Origin of the sequence: Agrobacterium deltaense RV3 (genome assembly GCF_900013505.1) — a bacterium.
Taxonomy (GTDB): domain Bacteria; phylum Pseudomonadota; class Alphaproteobacteria; order Rhizobiales; family Rhizobiaceae; genus Agrobacterium; species Agrobacterium leguminum.
Window position 1 is genome coordinate 2,001,156 of sequence record NZ_LT009746.1, and the last position, 24,647, is coordinate 2,025,802.

Sequence of the window (24,647 nt, forward strand, 5' to 3'; positions counted from 1 at the left end):
AACCAAACGCCGGGGGTATCCTCCCGGCGTTCCCTTCCCGAACATTGACCCCGCGCCACGAACACGCCGCTTTTTTCGCGTAAGTGGGTGTTCTGCGCAACACCAACAGGACGGTGAACCATGGATTTCCACCCGATCACAAAGCCGCAACGCCTTGTCATCAGGGGAACCCATATCCATGCCGCATTCCATCACTCTCTCGGACCTCTCGTGGTCGACACCTGACGGTCATCCGCTCTTTTCCGACATCAATCTTCGCTTCGGACCTGAACGCACCGGCCTCGTCGGGCGCAACGGTGTCGGCAAGACAACGCTTCTGAAACTGATCGCCGGCGAACTGTCGCCGTCCGCGGGCACGGTGTCCGTCTCGGGCAGCGTCAATCTGCTGCGCCAGAGCGTGCAGGTCGTGTCCGACGAGACCGTCGCCGACCTGTTCGAAGCGCGCGATGCGCTGGAGGCGCTTGCCCGTGCGCAGGCGGGAACGGCCACTCTGGAAGAGCTTGAAGACATCGACTGGATGCTGGAGGAGAAAATTGCCGGAGCGCTCGCGCAGGTCGGGCTGGACGCCTTGCCCTCCACGCCGCTTTCGGCGCTATCCGGCGGCCAGCGCACGCGGGCCGCACTTGCGGCTCAAATTCATGCCGCGCCGGATTTCCTGATCCTCGACGAACCGACCAACAATCTCGACCGGGACGGACGCATTTTCGTTGCCGATTTTCTGGCGGGCTGGCGCGGCGGAGCGATCGTCGTCAGCCATGATCGGGAGCTTCTCGAAACCCTCGATGCAATTGTGGAAATGACCACGCTCGGCGCCACCCGCTACGGCGGCAACTGGAGCCACTATCGCGCACAAAAAGCGCTGGAACTTGCCGCCGCCGAACAGGACTTCGCGAATGCGGAAAAACGTCTGTCGGATGTCAAGCGCCGGTCGCAGGAAGCCTTGGAGCGCAAGGCTCGCCGTGATAGCAGGGGTGCTGCAAAAGCGGCGAGGGGAGACATGCCCCGTATCCTTGTCGGTGCGATGAAAAGGCGTGCCGAAAAGACGAGCGGCGACAATGCCAATCTGGCCAGCCGCCTGACAGCCGAGGCGACCGAAGACCTGAAGACGGCGCGTGAGCGGATCGAAATCCTGCAGGGCGTCAGTGTCACATTGCCGCCCAGCGGGCTGCACGCGACAAAAACCGTGCTCAGCCTGCAAAATCTGACTGCGGGATATCAGGCCGAACACCCCGTGCTTCGCGATCTGTCCTTCGAGATCATCGGACCGCAACGGGTTGCCGTCACCGGTCCGAACGGATCGGGAAAAACGACGCTGCTTTCGGTGATCACCGGGGAATTGCCGCCATTCGAAGGCGCGGTGCATATCGGGGTGAAGGCTGTGTTTCTCGACCAGCAGGTCAGCCTGCTCGACGCGAGCCTGTCCATCCGCGACAACTTCCTTCGGCTTAACCCTAAGGCCGGGGAGAATGCCTGCCGCTCCGCGCTTGCGCGCTTCATGTTTCGTGCCGATGCCGCCTTGCAGATCGTTTCAACGCTCTCGGGCGGGCAGATGCTCAGGGCCGGTCTCGCCTGTGTTCTGGGAGGCCCGCAGCCTCCGCAATTGCTGATCCTCGACGAGCCGACCAACCATCTGGATATCGATTCCATCGCGGCCGTGGAGGCTGGCCTTCAGGCCTATGACGGCGCCTTGCTGGCGGTCAGCCACGATGAGGCTTTCCTCGCCGCCATTGGCATCGAAAGGCGGCTGGAACTTGGGAAGTCAGAGATGCGTTCAGGCGCTCAGTAGTTCACCGTCACGACGACCGTATCGGAGTAGTTTCCCGGCGCTGGCGTGTTCTGCGCCGGGACGCGGCCATAGACTGTCAATGTCTGCAGGCTGCCCGTTCCGGTGCCGGTGGCTATTTCGCCCGCCGCACTTCCCCAGACATACGTGCGGTTCACATCGCGGTAGAGACCATAGGTTATCGAACCACCCGCCTGCACCATCTGGCGCGTGGCGGGCGGGCTGTTGCTCAGGCCGCCATTGAGCGCCACACTGTAGCTCAGATTGGTGGTGCAGGTCAGATTGATCGCTCCGGTCGCATTGACTGCCGTGTTCAGCACCCCGTGACTGCCGAAATCGATGTTCTGGGCCGAGATGATGCAGGTGGGCGCCACGGCGGCCGACACGTTGAACGGCACCTGCGTGGGGTTCTGGGTCACGGAAGAGCAGCTCGGTGCAAGCAGGGTAAAGGTCGTATAGGTGAAGCTCGTTTCCGCGCCGGCGAAGCTGGAAAGATAAAGGCCGCGCGCTGCCGAGGCCTGACCGGCGTTGATCCGGCCATAGACCGTGCGGCTCGTGGTGTTGATCAGGAGCGGCAGTGCCATATCGATTGGCGGAGGCGAGCCGAGTGCGGGCTGCGTGACCGATCCCCATGAGGTTGTCCGCGCCGAGTTCTGGTAAAGCTGATAATTGAGGATGTTGCTGCCCTGAAGCATGCGACGGATGCCGCCCGACTGCCCGCCGCTTCCGGCATTGATGTTGGGGCAGATGCGGATGGAAAGCGCCAGCGACAGGGGATTGGAGCAGGTGACTGACAATGTCGCCGTCGTGTCCACGGCGCTGCCGCTTGCAAGATTGACGAAACCGAAATTCATATCCGACATGCTGAAGGTGCAGCTTTGCGCCAGTGCCGGTGAAGCCGGGAGGAGAGCGGCGATGGCAAGGGCGGTGCGGGTCAGGACCTTCATGGAATGCTCCTGCATAGGGTTTCGAAAGTTGCGCGTGAATTGCCGGCGGAAGGCACGGTGATCTGGGCTTCGCATTCGCCCTTCGTCGGCTGCATGATGCGGAGCCGATGCGTCTTGCTGATATTGTCGAGATAGGCCTGTCCGTCATAACCGACGATGAAATCGCGCTTGCCGTCGATTTTGCCGGTCGATCCGGTTTCGATGAATTCGCCGCTCTCGTCTTTCAGCGTCACCAGCGCCACCTGACCCTCGGTTTCCACCTTGAAATTGACCACCGCGCCGGCCTGTTGCGTCGGCCTGACCGTCTGTTTCGTCCGGTCGATGCGGGCGTCGACCGGAAGATTGCTCGGATCGAGCGTGATGTTGTTGACGTCATAGGAGCGCAGGTTCGGAAGCAATATCTTGCCGCGGCGGTTGGTCTGGCCGATGGGGCGGTTTTCCAAAAGGATATCGACACCGGGCGCGCCCGCATCCACCACGGCGAAAGCGTCGTCGATCCGGCTGCCGACAAAGACATCGCCGCCGGCGAGCGCTATCGATCCTTCGATCTGCGCATAGGCCTGTGTCGTGCGGTTGAATTGGTCGACGCCGGCCGAAACGCGCGCGGCGCTGCCGCGGTAGCTGCCGGAAACGGAGGCGATGTCGTTGCCGCCGGTCGAGCCGCGCAAACGCCAGCCATAACTTCCCTCGGCCTGCTCTTCGGATTTTCCGACCTCGGCCGTCAGCGAATATCCATCCGCATCCGACGACATGCCGGCCGAGCCGGAGACGCCGCCGCCGAACGACCAGGAGAGGCCCGCGAAGATGCCGTAGGATTTGTTGTCCTCAAGGTCCTTATAGGCGGTGATGAAAATATTGCCGTTCTCGCCGAACGGCCGCGTGGCGGAAAGGCCGAGCAGCCGGGATCGTCTTTCATCGAATGTTTCGAGTTCCGTATAGGAGAAATTGAGGCTGGTCTCATCGAAACCGAGCTGGGTGGAAACGGAAATCTGGTCGAGGGCACGCGGCGGCCGCGCGCTCAGCAGCCCGGATGCCGTGCGGATATCGGACAGGTCGGCGGAGACGGAGGCCATATCGTGATAATCGCCGAATGTCCTTTGTGACCGTCCGTGAAATTTTACCCCCAGCAATTCCGCTTCGACGCTTGCGGAAAGCTGATAACCGCTTTCCGCGCCAAAGCGGCTCGATGCGCCCGAAACCGCCGCCAGTCCCTGCGCTCCAAGGGTGAAGACGCCGCCAAAGCCGATATTGTAGAAATTCTCACCGCCTTCCGCATGGCCTTCCAGCGTCAGACTGTCCGACACGCCATAACGCAGCGTCGCAGACCCCAGCGGTTTGTCATCGTAATCGAAAGACGAGGTTCCGTAATTGCGCCGGGCAAAGCCAAGTTCGGCCGAAAAATCGATGAGGCCCCGCGCCAGCAGATCCGGTGAAGCATAAAAGGGCGTTTCGGACACGGTTTCGCGCCCCAGCGCATCCCGCACCACCAGCCGCGCATTGCCCGCGCCGCTGATGACAGGGAGATTGGTGATCGAGAACGGCCCTTCGGGAACATCCTGCGACAGGCGGCGGACATTGTTGACATAGACGTCGACGGTGGAGGGCACGGCTGCGGAACCGGCAAATTCCGGCATCGGCATGGTGACGATATCCGGCCGCAGGTCGAAATTGCGGCGTATCTGCAGGCCGCCCAGCCGTGTCGGGCGTGTCCAGCTCAGCCCGCCGGTGATGAGATCGCCGGCCCGATAGCTCGTCAGCGTGTCCTCGTCCGAGTAGCTCCAGGTGGTATCGAGGCGCTGGGTATCGAACTCCGACAGGCGCGATGTGCTCAGAACCTGCGATGAGGAGAGCACGCCGAGCGGACCGAAGGCCCTGCTTTCCAAAAGGGCCGAGACGCCGTTGAAATCGGCGATATCCGACCATTTGTTGCCGCCGGAGGAACCATAGATCGTGTAATTCACCAGACCTCCAAAATCGCTCGTGGCCTTTTCCTGGGTCTCTTCGTCTTCTTCCCGCGCAATCTTGCCGGAGGCGTCGATCACCCTGTTCGCCCGCGCCGCCATCGGCAGGGTGAAATGCATGGACTGGGTGCCTTCATCGTAGCGCGCCACAACATCCGGCAGCCGGGAAATATCGATCCAGCCATCATCGCCGGCAGCGCTTTCAACCGGGGAAATCCCGATATTGGTGAGCTGTTCCGGCTCGATGAGAAACGATCCGGCGTCGTTTTGACGAAATGTGGCGATCATTTCTGTCGAAACATCGTTGATGTAGACTTCGAGCTGCAACTGTCCGGCTTCTTTTGCGGCAAAAGAGGCCGGTTGCGCCGCAGGGGGTATATCCTGCGCCACGGAGAAATTGCCCGATGAAATGACCGTCAGAGCGGCAATCGTCAAAACGGCGAGATCAGCCGCCCGAGACGCGCGCCGTCGCATTGACGGGGCCGCCTTCGCTGTCTGCCGAAATCTTCAGCGTGCCGCCGCCTTTTTTGCCGCCCGTTGCCGGAACCACAAAGCTTGCGGCGGATCCGCCAAGCACATATCCCACCAGCCCCTGCTGCCGGGCAAGCGCCTGCCCGTTGCTACCGGAAAGCATCAGGTTGGCGATCCTTATGCGCTTTGCGCCCGTGTTGGACACAGAGACCCGGTAGCCATTGCCCTGCGGCGTTACCTTCCAGGCAGGTTCTGCGTCGCCTGTGGAGGCGGGTGAGAAGAAAACGGGTATGGAGTGGCGCACCACCAGATTGACCGTGCCGGATTGCGGTCTTCCCGCCGGCGGCAATTCGTCGACGATGACGCGGTAACTCTCTTCGGCCCGAAGCGGCGCCTTGGAAAGGCGGACGATGCGGATGAGGTTTTCCGCGCCTCCCTTCAGTTGCGTCATCGGCGGGCTGGCGACGACGTCCTGCGCCGCCGTATAGACGTCCTGCCCGTTCTGCTGGGTCCAGCGGAATATCCTGACCTGAACGTTGATCGGGGTTTTCGCATCGTTCCAGATGCGGAGGCTGGAGGCCGCCGTGGGCGCTTTGAGATCCAGAAGCACGGGTGCGACCCGTAGCGATGCAGACTGTGAAGGTGAAACACTCAAACCGGCAAAAAACGCAGCCGCTAAGGTAAAAACACGCATGCGCGATCCTCCCTGTGGCGATCAGTAGTTGAGCGTGGCCGTCACCGTATCGGTATAGACGCCGACCGCGGGTGTCGTCTGGGCAGGAACGCGCCCATAGACCGTGAATGTCTGCGGCGCCCCAGTTCCGGTTCCCGTTTGCCGGTCCGTTCCCACGGTGTTCCCCCACACCGTGCTATGTGCCGCAGTCGTATAAAGCGAGTAGGAAATGGTCGCGCCCGCAGGCGATGTCATCAGACGGTTGGCGACCGTCGCCCCCGAGCCGGCACCGGCGCTGAGACCCAGGCTGAAGGGTGTGCTGGCCGTGCATTGAACGACAATATTGCTGGTCGCATCGATATTGCTGCCGATCACACCATTGGTGCCGAAATTGAGGTTGCCGGCGGAATTGATCTGGCACGCCGCCTGAATGGTGATCTGGACGTTGAAATTCGTCGTGGCGACCTGCGCGACGCCCGATGCCGGTGTAAGGACCAGTGCCGCAAATGATAATAAATAGCCTGATGCTGCAAACTTCATGCTGCCTCCCCAAGCTGCTGCGCTGCTGATTTTCCGATGCGCAACATGGAATTACTCCAATAACGGGTAATTAGAATAATCTAATACTCGCGCCGATTTGGTTAATAAATCCTTAATGGGGGAGGCCTAAAAAACCACTGGCTGAAATGCAGTAGGCGCCACAATCAAAAGTGTCGCGACGTGGTTGCAAAGCACAGGATCGACGCTAAATCCCGTCTACGAGTTTTTTACTGAAATGCGACATCTTGTCAGCCGGCCCCGGTTGGCGTACTCGAAATCGATAGAAACCCGGGCCGATCAACAGTACCGTTCGGTGACGCTGCGTTCGGCTCCATAGACATCATGACGTTGGGATTGCGATGAACCTTTACTTGGATTACCTGGCTGAAATCAAAAGCAGAGAACCACAGGGTCTCGCGCCCAAGCCGATCGATGACGGTGCACTGACCGCCGAAATCATTGAACTGATCAAGGATGCAGGCAGCGAACACCGCGCCGATGCCCTGAAGTTTTTCATCTATAACACATTGCCGGGAACCACGAGCGCCGCCGGCGTGAAGGCTGCGTTTCTGAAGCAGATCATTCTCGGCGATGTCATCGTCCCTGAGATCACCCCGACCTTCGCGCTGGAACTGCTGTCGCACATGAAGGGCGGCCCGTCGATCAAGGTGCTGCTCGACATCGCGCTCGGCAACGATGCTGCAATCGCCTCCAAGGCGGGTGAAGTGCTGAAGACCCAGGTCTTCCTTTACGATGCCGACATGTTCCGCCTGCGGGATGCCTACAAGGCCGGCAACGCCATCGCCAAGGCCGTGCTGGAAAGCTACGCCAAGGCCGAATTCTTCACCAAGCTTCCGGATGTCGAAGACGAGATCAAGATCGTCACCTTCATTGCCGCAGAAGGCGATATTTCCACCGACCTCCTGTCTCCCGGCAATCAGGCGCATTCGCGCTCCGACCGCCAGCTGCACGGCCAGTGTATGATCTCGCCGGAAGCGCAGGCGCAAATCGTCGCGCTGCAGAAGCAGCATCCCGACAAGCGGGTGATGATGATCGCCGAGAAGGGCACGATGGGCGTTGGCTCCTCGCGCATGTCGGGCGTCAATAACGTGGCGCTGTGGACTGGCAAGCAGGCCAGCCCCTACGTGCCCTTCGTCAACTATGCCCCCATCGTTGCGGGCACCAACGGCATTTCGCCCATTTTCGCCACCACCGTCGACGTGACGGGTGGCATCGGCGTCAATCTGAAGAACTGGGTGAAGAAGCTCGGTGAAGACGGCAAGCCGATCCTCAACAATGACGGCAACCCCATCCTCGAGCAGAAATATTCGGTCGAGACCGGCACGGTCCTCAAGATCGACGCCAAGAACCGCAAGCTGCGGGACGAAAACGGCACCGAGCTGGTCGACCTCGCTTCGTCCTTCACGCCCCAGAAGATGGAATTCATGAAGGCGGGCAGCTCCTACGCCATCGTCTTCGGCAAAAAGCTCCAGACTTTTGCCGCTGAAACGCTTGGCGTCGAGGCGACCCCTGTCTTTGCACCGAACAAGGAAATTTCGATCGAAGGCCAGGGCCTCACGGCCGTCGAGAAGATTTTCAACCGCAACGCCGTTGGCGTGACGCCTGGCAAGGTGTTGCACGCCGGCTCCGACGTTCGCGTCAAGGTCAACATCGTCGGCTCGCAGGATACGACCGGTCTGATGACCGCGCAGGAACTGGAAGCGATGGCGGCCACCGTCATTTCGCCGCTGGTGGACGGCGCCTATCAGTCCGGCTGCCATACGGCGTCCGTCTGGGACAAGAAGGCTCAGGCCAACACGCCGAAGCTCATGGCCTTCATGCACAATTTCGGCGTCATCACCGGCCGTGATCCGAAGGGCATCTATCACTCCATGACGGACGTGATCCACAAGGTGCTGAACGACATCACCGTCGATGACCGGGCAATCATCATCGGCGGCGATAGCCACACCCGCATGTCCAAGGGCGTCGCCTTCGGTGCGGACTCCGGAACCGTCGCGCTTGCGCTAGCCACCGGCGAGGCGACCATGCCGATCCCGCAGTCGGTCAAGGTCACCTTCAAGGGAACGATGCAGCCCTACATGGACTTCCGCGACGTTGTGCACGCAACGCAGGCGCAGATGCTGCAGCAGCACGGCGACAACGTGTTCCAGGGCCGTATCATCGAAGTCCATCTCGGAACGCTGCTTGCCGACCAGGCTTTCACCTTCACCGACTGGACGGCCGAAATGAAGGCCAAGGCGTCGATCTGCATTTCCGAAGACGAAACGCTGATCGAGTCGCTGGAGATCGCCAAATCGCGCATCCAGATCATGATCGACAAGGGCATGGACAATGCCGCACAGACGCTTAAAGGCCTGATTGCGAAGGCGGATCAGCGCATTGCGGAGATCCGTTCCGGTGAAGTTCCAGCATTGAAGCCTGACGCGAATGCGAAATATTTCGCTGAAGTCGTCGTCGATCTCGATGTCATCAACGAACCGATGATCGCCGATCCAGACGTCAACAACAACGACGTTTCGAGACGCTACACGCACGATACGATCCGTCCGGTTTCCTATTATGGCGCTACCAAGAAGGTCGATCTCGGCTTCGTGGGCTCGTGCATGGTGCACAAGGGCGACGTGAAGATCGTCGCGCAGATGCTGCGCAACATCGAAAAGACCGAAGGCAAGGTCGAATTCAAGGCTCCGCTCGTCGTTGCCGCGCCGACCTACAACATCATCGACGAGCTGAAGGCGGAAGGGGATTGGGAAATCCTGCAGAAATATTCCGGCTTCGAATTCGATGATATCAATCCGAAGACAACGAACCGGACCGAATACGAAAACATCCTCTATCTGGAACGCCCGGGCTGCAACCTGTGCATGGGCAACCAGGAAAAGGCGGCGAAGGGTGACACGGTTCTGGCAACCTCGACGCGTCTCTTCCAGGGCCGTGTCGTTGAAGACAGTGCCGAAAAGAAAGGTGAATCGCTTCTGGCCTCGACACCGGTCGTGGTGCTGTCCGCCATTCTCGGCCGTACGCCGAGCATCGAGGAGTATCGTTCCGCCGTCGAGGGCATCGACCTGACGAAGTTCGCTCCGCCGAAGACGACGCCAATCGATTCCCAGTCGGTGCATTACTGAGATCGTGATTATCGCCGTGCTGGGCTATAGGCTCCGCGATGGCGATGCACTGAAAACGCCGAATGAACGTGGACAGCGGGGAGAAATCCCCGCTGTTTTTTATGGGTGGCGGTGCTCCGACCAGACCATTGGAGACTGGAGACATGTCTCGGCTTGGCCTTCGCCCCTTTTTGCGGTAACCAGACTGAATGATAAAAGCCTCGAGTATCACCTGCATCTAGCTCCCGCCGCAGCGCGAGGAGCATCGAGCGAAAAGCCGACAGGCTTGGCGCTCGTCGTCGGCTTGTCTGAAGGCAAGCGAATGCGAACATATGCAGTGAGATTACTCCAATGGAAAATTACTTCGAAAGCCCGTTCCGGGGCATCACGCTTGACAAGCAGGTCAGGAACCCGAACCTCGTGGTCGGGAAATACAGCTATTATTCCGGCTATTATCACGGCCACAGTTTTGAGGATTGCGCCCGTTATCTGCTGCCGGATGAAGGCGCGGACAGGCTGGTGATCGGAAGCTTCTGCTCGATCGGTTCGGGCGCCGCCTTCATCATGGCCGGCAATCAGGGCCATCGCAACGAGTGGATCAGCACCTTCCCGTTCTTCTTCATGCCGGAGGTGCCGGAATTCGAGAATGCCGGCAACGGTTATCTGCCGGCGGGCGATACCGTCATCGGCAACGATGTCTGGATAGGCTCGGAAGCGATCATCATGCCCGGCATCACGGTCGGCGATGGCGCCGTGATCGGAACGCGGGCGCTGGTGACGAAGAATGTCGAACCCTATGCCATCGTCGGCGGCAATCCCGCAAAAACGATCCGAAAGCGGTTCGATGACGACAGCATCGCCCTGCTGCTCGAGATGAAATGGTGGGATTGGCCGGCGGCACGGCTGAAGGCGGCAATGCCGCTTATGACCAGCGGCAATGTCGCCGAGCTTTATCGGTTCTGGCGATCCGATAAGCCGCAGCCGTAAAAATGCCCGGCCCGTCTCATCGAGGCGGGCCGACGCTTTCGGGTGATATGGGTGGAGACTCTCATCAACTGACGCCCTTCAGGGCGCGTGACTGCACACGTCGCAGCCGGACCGCCATCTGCCTCTTTGCCTGAATGTCGCCACGCCTGACGGCCACCGCGATGCCTTCCACCCACGCCGCAATGGCGCCGTCGTCATCTCCCAGCCGTGCACGACATTCGCCGAGTTCGGCCCAGACCGCCGAATAGTCGGGATCCTGTCGGATGGCCTCCTGGAGATGAAGCGCAGCATCTTCGAACTGCCCGGCCGCCTTGAGCGTCTTTGCGATTGAAAAGCGCAGGAGTGGGCTGTCCCGTCCGTCTTCCAGCATCCTCATGAGTTTTTCGATCATCATTATCCCGTTGCAATGGTGAAGCACCATGCAATCGGTACGACCTCAAGCGCGGTTAAGGTCAAGCGGGATTTTGCGCGGTCACTTCGCCATGCGACGCAATGCAACCGGGTCCCATATGTCGTCGAGCGGGCCTTCGAGAGCGGTTCGCGGGGGGATGAGCTTCGGTTCGATGATGGTGACTTCCGGCTCGGTCCGGTTCTCTTCCAGCAGTTCGAAACCCTTTTCAAGCATCTGCGCGATATCGGGTTTAATCATATAGACCGGGAAGGGAAGGAATGACCCGAACGGGTCGTAGTCGAAGCAGCCGACGACGATGTCGCCGAAGGCCTCGCCATCATGACGCCCCATGAAACGAAGCAGGCCTTCGAAATTTATCGATGAATTGACGAAGAAACAGCGGGGCAGGCGGCCCCTGCGCTCGAAGAAACGTTCGAATGCCAGCTCCGTCATATGCGGTGAATAGCCGGTGATCTCGATATCGTCTCCGCTCTCCGCCCCGAAATAAGCGGCCTTGGCGGCGTGGAAGCCGTCGATACGCTCGCGGCTGGCGTGGTCGTCATGACCGCCGAACAGGATGACGTCGTCAGGGCCGAGAGGCCCGCCTTTTTCCGCATGGGCAAGGATCGCCGATGTCAGTATCTCCGCACCGTGCCTGTTATCGGAAATGACCGAGGGTACAAATTTTCCGGGAAGGTCGATATTGACATGCGGCAGTGCTGCGCGGGCGCAGACCTGGTGCACGCCGTCGGGATCGGTCGCGCCTGCAATGAAGAGGGCATCGATGGAATAGGCGATCAGGGTCTCCACGGTGCGGCGTTCTTCCTCGGGATCGCGCCGTCCGGAGACCACCATGGGCGACAGGCCGCGTTTGCGTGCCTGCCCCTCGAATGTCTGCGCCATCGATGAAAAGAACCGGTTGTCATAAATGGGCACCAGAAGCCCGACGAGACCGGATTTCGAACTTCTCAGACCGCGGGCCTGCAGGTTGGTTGTATAGCGATGCGCCTTGGCGAGCGAGAGAATCTTATCGGCAGTCTCCTCCGAAATCCGCCGTTTGCGCCACGATCCGTTCAACACCGCGCTCACTGTCGAGGCTGATGCGCCCGACAATATCGACAAGTCATAAATGGTGGCTTTCTTGGAACTTATACCCGTCACTGCGATCTCCCCAACTGATTCCGATTATTAGAGCACACATCCCCTTGACGGAAGGGCGCTTCATGTTATGGTTATTGCACCATCGATTGTGCAACTTGGCAATATCGATTGTGCAAGATGGTTGCTGTGGGAGTGGCAAGGGAGAGTCTCGAATAAGCGAGATGAGAAATTTTGAACGCGCCAGGTGAAAAATGGCTGCGGCGGGTTTCGTTTGCCTAATTTTTTGAGGAGGAACATCATGAAGAAAATTATTGCTGCAGCGGTCGGCCTGTCGCTCGCGTTGCTCTCGTCCACCGCCTTTGCCGAAGGGCCGAAGGTGGGCGTTGTCGTCAAGATCGGCGGCATTCCGTGGTTCAACGCCATGGAGGCCGGCATCAAGGAGCAGAGCAAGAAGCTCGGCGTTGACGGTTTCATGGTCGGCCCGACCAGCGCCGATCCCGCCCTGCAGGTCCGCGCCATCGAGGACCTGATCGCCCAGAAGGTCGATTTCATTGGTGTTGTGCCCAATGATGCGAAGGTGCTGGAGCCGGTGCTGAAAAAGGCTCAGGCCGCCGGTATCAAGGTTATCACCCATGAATCGCCCAAGCAGCTTGGCGCTGACTGGGATTTCGAACTGGCATCCGCCAAGGGTTTCGGCGAAGCGCATGGTAAGCTCTTAGCTGAAAAGATGGGCGGCAAGGGCTCCTATGCCGTCTTCGTCGGTTCGCTTACGGTTCCGCTCCACAATGCCTGGGCGGATGCCGCCATCGCTTATATCAAGGCCAATTATCCGGACATGAAGCTCGTCGGCGATCGCTACGGCGTGGCGGAGGACCTCGACAAGAGCCGTTCGACGGCGCTTGACCTGATGTCCGCCAATGCTGACCTGAGCGGTTTCCTCGCCTTCGGTTCGCAGGGGCCGATCGGTGCCGGGCGTGCGGTCGAAGAGCGGCGCAAGGATGGCAAGGTCTTCGTCATCGGCCCGTTCTCGCCGGGTCAGGGCGCCAAGCTCATCAAGTCGGGGGCGCTGACGGGCGGCTTCATGTGGAACCCGAAACAGGCCGGTGAGGTCTTCATCACCCTCGCCGATCGTATCGCCAAGGGTGAGACACCCAAGGCCGGCGACAATATCGAAGGTCTCGGCACCATCAATCCCGAGGGTAACACCATCGTCGTCGACCAGCTTTTGAAGATCGACAAGGAAAGCATCGACAAGCTCGTTTCCATGGGCCTCTGATCCTCCCCAAGGCCGAGGGCGTCGCGCGAGGTGTGATACGCGCGCGACGCCTCATCTGGAAAACATGCCGAGCGCCACGTCTGCAATGCTGCCGCGGCGAAGGAGATTTACATTATCATGAGCGCAGAACCGCTCCTGTCCCTCAAAAATGTCAAAGTCACCTTCGGCGGCGTCCGCGCGCTGAAGGGTGTTTCTTTCGAGGTCAATCCGGGTGAAGTGCATTGCCTTGCCGGCGAAAACGGCTGCGGTAAAAGCACGCTGATCAAGGTCATAACGGGCGTTTATACGCCCGAGAGCGACGCCGAGCTCTATTTCGACGGCAAACCCATCGCTGCGATGACCCCGACGCTTGCGCAATCGCTTGGCATCCAGGTGATCTGGCAGGATCTGGCGCTGTTCGATGAAATGACGGTGGCTGAGAATATCGGCTTCCAGTATGCGGTGAATGGAAAATACGGGCTGGTCGACAAGCGCGCCATCGAACAGGCTGCCGAAAAGGCGCTGGCCCGGCTCGGCGTCGAGATCGATCTCGCCAAGCCGCTCAAGGAACTGCCTATCGCCCAGCGTCAGATCGTGGCGATTGCCCGCGCGCTGGTCGGGGAAGCGCGGCTCGTTTTCATGGATGAACCGACCGCGTCGCTCACGCAGTCGGAAACGGATTACCTGATCGACATCGTCCGCAACCTGTCGGCCTCCGGCGTCGCGGTCGTCTTCGTCTCGCACCGCCTTGCGGAAGTGCTTGAGATTTCAGACCGCATAACCGTTTTGCGGGACGGGTCGCTTGTCGGTGTATTTCCCGTCGAAGGCATGACCCAGTCACGGGTGACCGAACTGATGACCGGCCGCAATTTCGATAGCGCCGTCATTGCAGCCGATCACGATGACAAACCCACCGTTCTCTCGGTGCGCGGGCTGAGCCGGGCCGGCGAGTTCGAGGATGTTTCGTTCGATCTGCGGCGGGGCGAAACGCTTGGCATAACCGGCCTCTTGGGAGCCGGCCGCACGGAACTGGCTTTGACGCTGTTCGGCATGCATCGGCCGCAATCGGGTGAAATCCTGATTGACGGCAAGAAGGTGGATTTTCATTCCAACCGAGATGCGATCCGGGCGGGCGTCGCCTATCTTTCCGAAGACCGGCTGTCGCTTGGCCTCAACCAGCCGCAGTCCATTGCCGACAATCTGGTTATGGCTTCGCTGGACCGGCTGCTGAGCGGCGGCCTCATCTCACCCTCTAAAAAGGCCGATGTCGTTTCCCGCTGGATTTCGGCGCTCGGGGTGAAGATCGGCCTGCCGGAAGATCCGATCCGCACGCTCTCGGGTGGCAACCAGCAGCGCGTGGCGATTGCCAAGTGGCTGGCCATCGGGCCGAAAATCCTCATCCTCGATGCGCCGACCGTGGGGGTCGATGTCGGCGCCCGCGCCGGCATCTTCGAAATCGTCCGCAAGCTCGCCGCAGAAGGTCTTTCGATCATCGTGATCTCCGACGAGCCGCCGGAAGTTTATTTCAATACAGACAAGGTCATCCATATGGTCGAAGGCCGGTTCCACGCCACCTATGATCCGCGACACCTGTCGCTGACCGAACTGGAGTCCGCCATCTATGCGTAGGCTCATCCTTGGACATACAACCGAATTCACGCTGCTTGTGGTCATGGTGCTGCTCTGCACGGGACTGTCCTTCGCCACCGACCGGTTCCTCACCATTTCCAACGCCTTCGATTTGCTGAATGTCTCGGCGGTCAACATCATCTTCGCGGTCGGCCTGCTCGTGGTGCTGATCTCGGGCGGTATCGATATCTCCTTCGCGGTCGCCGCCTCGGTCGCACAATATGTGACGGTGCTGGCGCTCAATGCGCTCGGCGGCGGCAACTGGGCGGAAGGTTTCATCATTGCCGGCGCGGTTGGCCTTGGTCTCGGTTTCGTCAACGCCTTCCTCGTCTGGCGGCTCAACATCATTTCCATCGTCGCGACCATCTCCACCTTCAACATCTTCTTCGGGCTGTTGATGTTCTTCACCAAGGGCGTGTCGATCTACGACCTGCCCGAATGGCTGTCGACGCGCGTGGTGTTTTACGAGCGCGAGATGTCCGATGGTTCCTGGGTAGAGCTGACACTGCCCGTCGTGGTCATGATCCTCTGCTGCTTTGCCACCTGGTTCATGATTTCCCGCACCACCGTCGGCCGCAAACTTTATGCATTCGGTGACAATCCGGAAGGCGCACGCCGCTTCGGCATCAACATCGGCGCCATGCACTATATTTCCTTCGGCTGGCTCGGTCTGATGGCGGGCATTGCCGGGCTCATGCAGGCGCACTATGCGCAGGAGGTGGTGCCGAACGCGCTTTATGGCCGCGAGCTGGATGTTCTTGCCGCAACCGTGCTTGGCGGCGCGCGGCTTGGCGGCGGCAAGGGCTCCGTCATCGGCTGCGTGCTCGGGGTGCTGATGGTGTCGATCACACAGAACGGTCTCAACCTGATGGGCGTTTCTCCCTTTGCCTTCAAGATGATCGTCGGTGCCATCATCCTCATCGCCATCACGCTCTCTTCCACCCGCTTCGACAAGCTTTTGCCGAGTGCCTTACGGACATCCGCAAAGAAGGGGAGCGCACAGCGATGAACAGTCTCGTTCGGAAATTCAACTCGATTTTCGGTGCCGACATGGCTGGGCCGGTAATTGCTTTCATCGCTGTCATGCTCATCTTCGGAACCTTTGCCGATAACTTTCTCTCGCTCGCGACATTCGGTTCGGTCGCCTTCCAGCTGCCGGAACTTGGCCTGCTGACACTGGCGATGCTGCTGCCGCTGCTGACGGGCGGCATCAATCTGTCCGTCACCTTCGCCGCCAATCTGTCGGGTCTCGCCGCAGCCTGGGTGCTGCAGGCCCATGGCGGGGTGGATGCGCCGCCGAGTGCATTCCTGTTCGCCTGCCTTGCCGCACTTGTCACCGGCGGCGCTGCCGGCGCGATGACGGGGGCGGCGATTGCCTACACCCGCGCGCACCCCATTCTGGTGACGCTGTCGATGATGATTTTCCTGCGCGGCCTTGGTGAGTTTCTCACCCGTGGCGGAGACGTTTCCGGTTTCCCCGCCTATATGGCGCCACTCGGTCACGGCACGCTTCTCGGCCTGCCGGTCCCGCTTCTGATCTTCATCGTCTGCGTCGGCCTCTGGCATGTGCTCCTGACGCGAACCAAGCTCGGCTTCGGCCTGTTGATGATCGGCTCGAACATCGAAGCCGCGCGTTATTCCGGCCTCAATACGCGCAAGATTCAGGTTCTCGTCTACACGCTCTCGGGTCTGATGTGTGCGGTTGCCGGCATCATCATGCTTGCGCGTTTCAACTCCGTCCGTGTCGGCCACGGGGAATCCTATCTGCTGATCACGGTGCTGGCGGCCTTTCTCGGCGGCATCAATCCGTTCGGCGGTTTCGGTCGGGTGCTGCCGGTCTTCGTCGCGCTCATCGTTTTGCAGCTCCTGTCGTCCGGCCTCAATCTTCTCGGCGCCAACCAGCATCTGGCAACGGCGCTCTGGGGCGTGCTGATGATTGTCGTCATGGCGGCGCGCGGCCTGTTTTCAAGCTACTTCGCATCTCTCAGAAAGAAGGTATGACGTGAAAGGCTTCGGTGTTCACGCAATGATGTGGTCCCTGAACTGGGACCACGAAAACGCCAGACGGTCCATCGCCGCTGCCGCGGATTACGGTCAGGATTTCATCGAGATTCCGCTCATCGATATCCCCTCCGTCGATGCAAAACACACGCGCGCCCTGCTGGAGAAATACGGCTTGCGCGCCGTCTGTTCGCTGGTGCTGCCGGAGCCGGCCTGGGCGTCCGCGCGTCCCGATGCGGCAATCGACCATCTGAATGCCGCGCTCGACAAGGCCGCAGAAATGGGCGCGGAGGCGCTGACGGGTGTTACCTATGGCGGCACCAATGAGCGAACCGGATTTCCGCCGACGCAGGGCGAATATGACAATCTGACAAGGGCGCTCTCCAGCGCTGCCGGCCACGCAAAAACACTCGGCCTGCAATTCGGCATCGAGACCGTCAACCGCTACGAAAACCATCTGCTCAATTCCGCCGAACAGGCGGTGGCGCAGGTGGAGCGCATCGGTGCCGACAACATCTTCATCCATCTCGATACTTTCCACATGAATATGGAGGAAAAGGGCATCGCCAATGGCATCATCGCCGCCCGCAACCATCTGAAATACATGCATATGTCGGAAAGTGACCGCGGCACGCCGGGCTGCGGCAATGTTGCCTGGGACGAGGTCTTTTCGGCGCTCGCCGCCATCGGCTTCAAGGGTGTGCTGACGCTCGAAAGCTTCGCTGCGATGCCCAGAGAGATGGCCGGTGCGATTTCCACCTGGCGGCCGGTTGCGCCCAGCGCCGATGAGGTTCTCGACAGGGGACTGTCATTCCTGCGCGACAAGGCGAACCAGTACCGCATTTTCTGAAAGCACTCATTATCGGGGCAAGCACCTTGAACACTATTGACGATAATGCCCATGAGATTGCGGGCCTTGCCCTCCAGCGACTGGAAGGGTCAAAGGGCCGGCGTGTGATGATTGCGATTGCCGGTGCCCCCGGATCGGGAAAATCGACCATTGCCGAATGCGTTGTCGATGCGTTGAACGCAGGTGAAGGCGTATCGGCCGCACTGTTTCCGATGGATGGCTTTCATTATGACGATGCCGTTCTGGAAGAGATGAAACGCCGTGCCTTCAAGGGCGCCATCGATACGTTCGATGCCCACGGCCTGCGCCACATGCTTGAGCGTCTGAAGGCCAATGAGGACGATGTCGTTGCCGTCCCCGTCTTTGACCGCGCCATCGAAATCGCCCGCGCCGGCGGCCGCCTGATCCCGCAATCCGTCGATATCATCGTCTGCGAAGGCAATTATCTCCTCGCCGGCCAGTCGCCATGGGATCGTCTCAAGCCGATCTTCGATCTCACGATTTTCGTTGATGTCGACGAGGACGATCTGCGCGCGCGGCTGCGGGACCGCTGGCGGAGCTTCGGTCTTGGCGAGGACGAGATCAACCGGAAGGTGGAGGAAAACGATCTCCCCAACGGTCGCTTCATCACGTCGACAAGCACGGAGCCGGATATTCGCATCGGAAATCCGGGAAGCGGTCACGCGTCCTGAAGCTGCCTGAAGGGCTGCGCCTCCCTATCCAAAGTCAAGCGAAACAGAAAAGCGAAAGAGACCCCCATGAAACACGGCATCTATTACTCCTACTGGGAACATGAGTGGAGCGCCAAGTTCGGCCCCTATATCGAGAAGGTCGCCAAGCTCGGTTTCGATATCATCGAAGTCGCCGCCCACCACATCAATGAATACAGCGACGCCGAACTCGCCGTCATCAGGCAGAGCGCAAAGGATAACGGCATCATCCTCACCGCCGGCATCGGCCCTTCGAAAACGAAGAACCTGTCGTCAGAGGATGCCGCGGTTCGTGCAGCCGGCAAGGCGTTCTTTGAACGCACCCTGTCCAATGTCGCCAAGCTAGACATCCACACCATCGGCGGCGCGCTGCATTCCTATTGGCCAATCGACTATTCGCAGCCGGTCCACAAGGCGGGCGATTATGCGCGCGGCGTCGAAGGCATTCACGGCATCGCCGATTTCGCCAATGATCTCGGCATCAACCTGTGTATCGAAGTCCTCAACCGCTTCGAAAACCACGTTCTCAACACGGCGGCCGAAGGCGTTGCTTTCGTCAAGGATGTCGGCAAGAACAACGTGAAAGTCATGCTGGACACCTTCCACATGAATATCGAGGAAGACAGTTTTGGCGAGGCCATCCGCACGGCCGGCACGTTGCTGGGGCATTTCCATACCGGCGAGAGCAATCGCCGCGTACCGGGCAAGGGCAGGATGCCATGGCACGAAATCGGCCTCGCCCTTCGCGATATCAATTACACCGGTGCGGTCGTCATGGAGCCTTTCGTCAAGACCGGCGGAACAATCGGCTCCGACATCAAGGTGTGGCGCGATCTCAGCGGCGGCGCCGACCTCGCGAAAATGGACGAGGATGCCCGCAATGCCCTGGCATTTTCCCGTTTCGTGCTTGGCGGCTGATGGCCCACAAGCGCATTGACCGGGCGGCGGCTATCTGTCGCCCGGGCAGCCACTGCTATGTTTGTCGGCTATCGCCGAGTTGAAAAGACAACCGCTTGTGGGCTAAAGCACTGATGTCTCTTCGGGATCAAAACGATCCGCCCAAGACCATTGGTTTGCATGATCCCTGTCGCACTCCCGTCCGTCGAAGCGTTGCTTCTCCTTGCCTTCTTGCTCATCACGACCCTCATATGGATCGTCTGGACGTTCCTGCTGTTCGTACGATATGTGGCAGGCCGCTGGAAACGTCCGATGATCTTGCCCTATGGGCTGGTAACCGCCGTCGCGCTTTTCACCCTCTTTCGGTTCGGTGATTTTTATCTGCAGATGCGCGCCTACGACAAAGAGAGGAAGGCAAGCCATCGGCCGGAACTGCTCGAGCCGGCGCGTCTTGGCCAGATCGATATGCCCAAGGGCACGAAACTCGAACTGGCCATTGCCAACGACAGGGAAGCCTTCGACCGGGCCGTGTTTCCGCATCCGGTGCGGGTGGCGGATATCGATGCCGTCGAGATCGCCCGTTATATCTCGATAAAAACCAACGAGAATTATGAAACGGTGGGCTTTACCCCGCAGACCATGCGGATCACCGGCAACGGCGTGACCAGCCAGAACGGCTGGCGCTGCGACGCGACGCAACCGGTGGAATTCGATCTTTCTCCCGATGGCGGCATCTCCGCTTTCAGCAACTGCACTCTTTCCGATGGAAATGTTGTTGACGGCATCACCCTGCCGAAAGGCACGTCCCTGCGTGCCTCCACCGGCAATGTCTATATTGATGGCTTCGTCGATTCCGATCGATGGGTTCTCGATACGGCGCAGGGCCAGACCGTTCACATCGACAGTTTCGATCTTTCCGAGGCAACGCTTGCCCTTGATGGCGAGCGAAAACTCCACGAGATCAAAAGAGGTGTCCTGTCAAAAGACGCAACGTTCGGGACGCTTCACCATGCCGCCGGAACCAATATTCGCTACAATCCCCGGCATCTGCGCAACGTCTATCCCGGCGCGTGGTTGATAATCCCGCCTCTACCTGCTGCCGATGCTCCACCGGTGCCGTCGCATGAAATCGTGCAGGGCAGGGACGGAAAGGTTCTGTCCTCCGCCGCTGACTGATTGCACGAGGGTCACCGTAAGACGGAAGCGAGAAATTCGCGTGTGCGGTCTTCTTTCGGCTGGCCAAAAATCTCGTCCGGTTTTCCCTGTTCGCAGATGCGGCCCTTGTCGAAGAAACAGACGCGGTCCGAGACTTCCCGGGCAAAGCGCATTTCGTGGGTGACGAGAAGCATCGTCAGGTCATGCTCGTGGGCCAGATCGCGGATGACGGACAGCACTTCGCCGACCAATTGCGGGTCGAGCGCCGAGGTCGGCTCATCGAAAAGCAGGACACGCGGACGCATGGCAAGCGAGCGGGCAATGGCCACGCGCTGCTGCTGCCCGCCGGAAAGCTGCACCGGATAATGATCCTTTTTCTCCGCCAGCCCGACCATCTTCAGCAATTCGATTGCGCGCGCCTCCGCCTCTGCCCGGCCGATGCCCAGGACCCGCACGGGCGCCTCCACGATATTGCGAAGGACGGTCATATGGGGAAAGAGATTGAAGCTCTGGAACACCATGCCGACGTGGTTGCGGATCTGGCGCAGATGTTTTTCCGAGGCCTTGAATGGTCCTTTGCCGCCTGGCTCATGGTAGGACATGTCCGCAAGGGTCAGCTTTCCCTCCTGGAACGGCTCCAGCGTCATGAGAATGCGCAGAACTGTTGATTTGCCGGAGCCGGACGGACCGATGAGGGTGACTTTTTCGCCCTTCGCCACGCTGAAATTGAACTGGTCGAGCACCGTCAGAATGCCGAAGCGTTTCGTGACATCGGAAAATTCGATCAGTGGCTGGTTCGTGTTGTTGGTCATCGCAAGGGTATTCCTGCTTTTGGAAGTGCCCTTTGCAGGCGGCTGAGGCCTGCCGAGCAGATTATGGTCAGAAGGAGGAAGATCAGGCCCACAAGCGTCAGCGGCACCAGATATTCGAAGGTGCGCTCGCCGATCATATTGGCAAGCCCCATCATCTCCAGCACGGTGACGACGGAAAGCACCGGCGTCTCCTTGATCATGGCAACCAGATAGTTGCCCATGGCCGGAACGATGCGCGGAATGGCCTGCGGGATGATGATATCCCGATAGGTCTGCATGTGTGTGAGATTAAGCGCCGTCGCCGCTTCCCATTGCCCGTGATGCACCGCCTCTATGCCGCCGCGATAGACCTCGGACGTATAGGCGGCATATTGCAGGCCGAGCGCCAGCGCGCCGGTGAGAAACGCCGGCAGGACAATGCCGAAATCCGGAAGCACGTAATAGAGAAAGAACAGCTGCACCAGAAGCGGCGTATCGCGCAGGAACTCGACAACCAGCGCGGTCGGCCAGGAGATCATCCTGACACGGCTGCGGCGCAGCAGCGCGAAGACGAGCCCCAGAACCAGCGCGATGGCAAAGCCGGCGGCGGCGGCCTTCAGCGTCACCGTAAGCCCGATCAGGATGATCGGCAGGATGGAGGTCGTGTAGGTGAGCCAGGTGGTTGTGTCCCATTCGTAACCATACATCATGAGCAGATATCCTTACGAATGGCGGGTGCGCGGGAAGACGTTGCCGCGCCGCACGAAGCGTTCGATCACCCGGATGACGACCATCAGGATCAGCGACATCGCGAAATAACAAAGCAGCGTGATCGAATAGATGCTGGCGCTGTCCAGCGTCAGGTTGCGGATCGACTGCGCCGCGAAGGTGAGGTCGGCAATCGAGATCAGCGATACGAGCGAAGAAAGCTTCAGCGTTTCGATGGCGAGATTACCGAAGGCCGGCATCATCTCGACAACGGCCTGCGGCAGCGAGATGCGAAACAGCGTCTGCATCCGTGTGAAATTCAGCGCGCGTGCGGCTTCCAGCTGCTGCACCGAAACGGAGGACAGCGCGCCGCGCACGATCTCGGCGCCATAACCGCCGGCATGGGCGGCAAGCACCAGCACGCCGGTGGTAATCGGATCGAAGCTCAGCCCGACCAGCGGCAGCGCGTAATAAAACCAGAACAGCTGCACCAGCAGCGAGGTGCCGCGGAACACTTCCGTATAACAAAGCGCGATGGTCGACAGGATTGGTCCACCCTCGACGCGCAAAATGCCGAAGAAAAAGGCGAGCACCGTGCCGACGACAAGGGCTGCGAGCGTAATCGTCATGGTGACGACGGCGCCTTGCCACAACATCGGCAAATAGGCGGTCATGTCCATCTGGCGTTTTCCCGAGTTTCCGAGGAACGGCGCCCGGTTATGGCCGGGCGCCGGCTGGCATTATTTGCCGGCGCAGAGATCGGCGACCTTCTTTTCGGCCGCCGCCGCAATACTCTGTTCGGAGAGGCCGTATTTGGCGAGGATTTTCTTGTAATCGTCGGTCTTGCGGAATTCGACGAGTGCGGCGTTGAAGGCGTCACGCAGCTCCTTGTCTTCCGGCCGGAATGCAAACCCCCCGTAATTACGCACCGGCGCATCCTTCACGACGGGGTCGGTGAAAGGCTCGACCTGCTCGACATTGGCTTGTCCCTTGGCGAGTTCCGAAACCGTCAGTTCCGTCGCGGCGTAGGCGTCGGCGCGGCTCTGGACGGTGGGAATGGCATCGGCATTGGCGGGGATGAAGACGATCTGCTCTTCCTTGACGCCGACCGCCCGCAGGAAGTCGACATTGTTCGCACCCGACACGACGGCCACCTTCAGCGAGGGGTCTTTGGCGATATCGGCATAGGTGGTGAGTTTTTTCGGATTGCCTTTCTTCACCAGCAGGCCTTCGCCATAGGACGAGTTCGGTTCGGTGAAGGCGACCTGCTTGCAGCGCTCGGGCGAGATGTTCTGTTCGGCGGCCGCAAAATCGAAGCGACGGGCTTTGAGGCCGGGGATCAGCGTGCCGAAGGGCGTCACCGTCCAGTTGACCTCCTCGATACCCATCGATTTCAGAACCGCATTGGCCACATCGGGGCCGATGCCGGCGGAGGTGCCGTCTGGCTGCATGTAGGAATAGGGCACTTCATTGGCCGTGGCGGCGCGGATATAGCCCTGGCTTTTGACTTCTTCGACAGTCAGGGCGCTGGCGGACGTCACGCCGATGGTAAGCGCGAGGGCGGAAAGCCCGGCAAGTCTGGTAATGTGCATGTTCTTACTCCTCTGGTTGGGTTGCGCGGTCCGTTTTCGGATCTCACGATGTTCTTGTGGCTAGGTATTCTCCGTGACCGTGGCGATGACGGAAAGGCAGTCGCCGGCCTTGATCAGGCCGGGAACATGGCGCGCGGCAAGCACGCCATTGATGGAGGCGCGGTAATCGACCGGCGCGAGGCCGGTTTTGCCGACGGGATAAACCCGGGCGATTGTTTCACCCGCCGTGACCGCGTCTCCCAGATCGCGGACAAAAGCGACGAGCCCGTCGTCTTCGGCAAAGGTGAAGCAATCGCTGGATGGCATATCCAGCCAGCGGCTTGGCGCAGGTGCCGGTGCGCCGGCGAGGATGCCGGCATGGCGCAGCAGATTGACGGTGCCTTTCCGGGCGATGTCGATCGATCTTGCGCTTGCCGTGCCGGCTCCGCCGAGTTCGGTCGTGACAAAGACCTTGCCCATCTCCTCGACCGTTGTGTCGAGCATGCCGACGGCATCGATTTCCAACATCTTCATCGAATAGGGGGCCGCAAAAGCCGCCACCGCTTCAAAACACCGAGCCTCCTGCGTCTTGTCGGGCAATTCGTGGGCTGCGGCATAGGGCAGGAAATCAAGCGTCCTGCCGCCGGAATGAAAGTCGAGAACGATATCCGCAAGCGGTATCAGATGGCGGGTCACGTAGTCGGCGATCTTCTCCGTCACCGTGCCGTCAGGGCGGCCGGGAAAGCTGCGGTTCAGGTTTCCCCGGTCGATGGGCGAGGTGCGTGTTCCCGCACGAAAGGCCGGATAGTTGAGCGCCGGAACGATGATCACGCGCCCGTTCACGTCTGCCGGATCGAGCGTGTGGGCGAGTTCGAAGAGTGCTGCCGGTCCCTCATATTCGTCACCATGATTGGCGCCGGTCAAAAGGGCTGTCGGCCCTTCGCCATTGGCGATGACGCAGATCGGGATCATCACCGAACCCCAGGCGCTGTCATCGCGGCTGTATGGCAGCCGCAGATGACCGTGCTGCACGCCCTTCGCGTCAAAATCGACGGTGGGCGCGATCGGCGAGGGGCGAAGCGCGGTCTTCAACATCGT

The 24,647-nt window shown here is 60.0% G+C and carries 22 protein-coding genes; 11 read left to right on the forward strand and 11 right to left on the reverse strand.

The features are described 5' to 3' along the window. The first annotated feature begins 178 nt into the window (after positions 1 to 178). On the forward strand, positions 179 to 1,786 hold the full coding sequence (locus tag AGR7B_RS23465) for an ABC-F family ATP-binding cassette domain-containing protein (protein ID WP_080858077.1): 1,608 nt from the start codon (positions 179 to 181) through the stop codon (positions 1,784 to 1,786). On the opposite strand, the gene AGR7B_RS23470 is transcribed toward AGR7B_RS23465, so the two are convergent. From AGR7B_RS23470 to AGR7B_RS23485, 4 genes are read right to left on the reverse strand one after another with little or no spacing between them, the layout of a single operon-like run. Further along, the gene (locus AGR7B_RS23470; RefSeq protein WP_080858222.1) at positions 1,780 to 2,730 is read right to left on the reverse strand and encodes a Csu type fimbrial protein; all 951 of its coding nucleotides are present in this window, start codon (positions 2,728 to 2,730) and stop codon (positions 1,780 to 1,782) included. The genes AGR7B_RS23465 and AGR7B_RS23470 overlap by 7 nt on opposite strands. After that, positions 2,727 to 5,165 (reverse strand): fimbria/pilus outer membrane usher protein, encoded by a 2,439-nt coding sequence (locus AGR7B_RS23475; protein WP_080858078.1) that lies wholly within the window; start codon positions 5,163 to 5,165, stop codon positions 2,727 to 2,729. Before AGR7B_RS23475 ends, AGR7B_RS23470 begins: the two co-directional genes overlap by 4 nt. Continuing rightward, entirely contained in the window at positions 5,137 to 5,856 is a 720-nt protein-coding gene (locus AGR7B_RS23480) for a fimbrial biogenesis chaperone (protein ID WP_026363542.1), read from the reverse strand. Before AGR7B_RS23480 ends, AGR7B_RS23475 begins: the two co-directional genes overlap by 29 nt. 21 nt (positions 5,857 to 5,877) lie before the next feature. After that, a complete protein-coding gene (locus tag AGR7B_RS23485; RefSeq protein WP_065657727.1) occupies positions 5,878 to 6,375 on the reverse strand; it encodes a Csu type fimbrial protein in 498 nt (165 codons plus the stop codon). A 359-nt stretch (positions 6,376 to 6,734) separates the two neighbouring features. Here AGR7B_RS23485 and AGR7B_RS23490 point away from each other — a divergent pair, with 359 nt between their 5' ends. Both AGR7B_RS23490 and catB read left to right on the forward strand, forming a co-directional pair. Next, the gene (locus AGR7B_RS23490; RefSeq protein ID WP_080858079.1) at positions 6,735 to 9,524 is read left to right on the forward strand and encodes a bifunctional aconitate hydratase 2/2-methylisocitrate dehydratase; all 2,790 of its coding nucleotides are present in this window, start codon (positions 6,735 to 6,737) and stop codon (positions 9,522 to 9,524) included. A 330-nt stretch (positions 9,525 to 9,854) separates the two neighbouring features. After that, the gene (catB, locus tag AGR7B_RS23495; RefSeq protein ID WP_080858080.1) at positions 9,855 to 10,490 is read left to right on the forward strand and encodes a type B chloramphenicol O-acetyltransferase; all 636 of its coding nucleotides are present in this window, start codon (positions 9,855 to 9,857) and stop codon (positions 10,488 to 10,490) included. Positions 10,491 to 10,554: 64 nt separating this feature from the next. Here the strand turns inward: catB and AGR7B_RS23500 are convergent, their stop codons facing one another. Both AGR7B_RS23500 and AGR7B_RS23505 read right to left on the reverse strand, forming a co-directional pair. After that, positions 10,555 to 10,884, reverse strand: coding sequence for a tetratricopeptide repeat protein (locus AGR7B_RS23500; protein WP_245317739.1), 330 nt, complete (start codon positions 10,882 to 10,884; stop codon positions 10,555 to 10,557). A 78-nt stretch (positions 10,885 to 10,962) separates the two neighbouring features. After that, positions 10,963 to 12,042 (reverse strand): LacI family DNA-binding transcriptional regulator, encoded by a 1,080-nt coding sequence (locus AGR7B_RS23505; protein WP_065657731.1) that lies wholly within the window; start codon positions 12,040 to 12,042, stop codon positions 10,963 to 10,965. A gap of 238 nt (positions 12,043 to 12,280) precedes the next feature. On the opposite strand from AGR7B_RS23505, the gene AGR7B_RS23510 reads away from it, so the two are divergent. From AGR7B_RS23510 to AGR7B_RS23545, 8 genes are all read left to right on the forward strand, one after another. Further along, positions 12,281 to 13,258: a substrate-binding domain-containing protein gene (locus AGR7B_RS23510; RefSeq protein WP_080858081.1), complete on the forward strand. Its 978-nt coding sequence runs from the start codon at positions 12,281 to 12,283 to the stop codon at positions 13,256 to 13,258. Between the two features lie 117 nt (positions 13,259 to 13,375). Further along, the gene (locus AGR7B_RS23515; protein WP_080858082.1) at positions 13,376 to 14,866 is read left to right on the forward strand and encodes a sugar ABC transporter ATP-binding protein; all 1,491 of its coding nucleotides are present in this window, start codon (positions 13,376 to 13,378) and stop codon (positions 14,864 to 14,866) included. Beyond that, positions 14,859 to 15,875, forward strand: coding sequence for an ABC transporter permease (locus tag AGR7B_RS23520; RefSeq protein ID WP_080858083.1), 1,017 nt, complete (start codon positions 14,859 to 14,861; stop codon positions 15,873 to 15,875). The genes AGR7B_RS23515 and AGR7B_RS23520 overlap by 8 nt, the downstream gene beginning before the upstream one ends. Continuing rightward, entirely contained in the window at positions 15,872 to 16,867 is a 996-nt protein-coding gene (locus AGR7B_RS23525) for an ABC transporter permease (RefSeq protein ID WP_065657735.1), read from the forward strand. The genes AGR7B_RS23520 and AGR7B_RS23525 overlap by 4 nt, the downstream gene beginning before the upstream one ends. Before the next feature lies 1 nt (position 16,868). Beyond that, a complete protein-coding gene (locus AGR7B_RS23530; RefSeq protein ID WP_080858084.1) occupies positions 16,869 to 17,717 on the forward strand; it encodes a sugar phosphate isomerase/epimerase family protein in 849 nt (282 codons plus the stop codon). 26 nt (positions 17,718 to 17,743) lie between these two features. Continuing rightward, positions 17,744 to 18,409, forward strand: a complete 666-nt coding sequence (locus AGR7B_RS23535; RefSeq protein WP_080858085.1) for a nucleoside triphosphate hydrolase — start codon at positions 17,744 to 17,746, stop codon at positions 18,407 to 18,409. 66 nt (positions 18,410 to 18,475) lie between these two features. Next, the gene (locus AGR7B_RS23540) at positions 18,476 to 19,345 is read left to right on the forward strand and encodes a D-psicose 3-epimerase (RefSeq protein WP_080858086.1); all 870 of its coding nucleotides are present in this window, start codon (positions 18,476 to 18,478) and stop codon (positions 19,343 to 19,345) included. 159 nt (positions 19,346 to 19,504) lie between these two features. After that, positions 19,505 to 20,500: a hypothetical protein gene (locus tag AGR7B_RS23545; protein WP_080858087.1), complete on the forward strand. Its 996-nt coding sequence runs from the start codon at positions 19,505 to 19,507 to the stop codon at positions 20,498 to 20,500. An 11-nt stretch (positions 20,501 to 20,511) separates the two neighbouring features. On the opposite strand, the gene ehuA is transcribed toward AGR7B_RS23545, so the two are convergent. Genes ehuA through doeB form a run of 5 tightly spaced genes read right to left on the reverse strand, consistent with a single transcriptional unit; the run spans position 20,512 to position 24,644 of the window. After that, positions 20,512 to 21,291, reverse strand: a complete 780-nt coding sequence (gene ehuA, locus AGR7B_RS23550) for an ectoine/hydroxyectoine ABC transporter ATP-binding protein EhuA (RefSeq protein WP_080858088.1) — start codon at positions 21,289 to 21,291, stop codon at positions 20,512 to 20,514. Further along, complete coding sequence (ehuD, locus tag AGR7B_RS23555; protein WP_080858089.1) at positions 21,288 to 21,980, reverse strand: ectoine/hydroxyectoine ABC transporter permease subunit EhuD; 693 nt, start codon at positions 21,978 to 21,980, stop codon at positions 21,288 to 21,290. The genes ehuA and ehuD overlap by 4 nt, the downstream gene beginning before the upstream one ends. 12 nt (positions 21,981 to 21,992) lie before the next feature. Further along, positions 21,993 to 22,658, reverse strand: a complete 666-nt coding sequence (ehuC, locus tag AGR7B_RS23560) for an ectoine/hydroxyectoine ABC transporter permease subunit EhuC (RefSeq protein ID WP_003521633.1) — start codon at positions 22,656 to 22,658, stop codon at positions 21,993 to 21,995. Positions 22,659 to 22,718: 60 nt separating this feature from the next. Further along, complete coding sequence (gene ehuB / locus AGR7B_RS23565) at positions 22,719 to 23,570, reverse strand: ectoine/hydroxyectoine ABC transporter substrate-binding protein EhuB (RefSeq protein WP_078053854.1); 852 nt, start codon at positions 23,568 to 23,570, stop codon at positions 22,719 to 22,721. A 60-nt stretch (positions 23,571 to 23,630) separates the two neighbouring features. After that, positions 23,631 to 24,644, reverse strand: a complete 1,014-nt coding sequence (doeB, locus tag AGR7B_RS23570) for a N(2)-acetyl-L-2,4-diaminobutanoate deacetylase DoeB (RefSeq protein ID WP_080858090.1) — start codon at positions 24,642 to 24,644, stop codon at positions 23,631 to 23,633. Positions 24,645 to 24,647 lie beyond the last annotated feature (3 nt).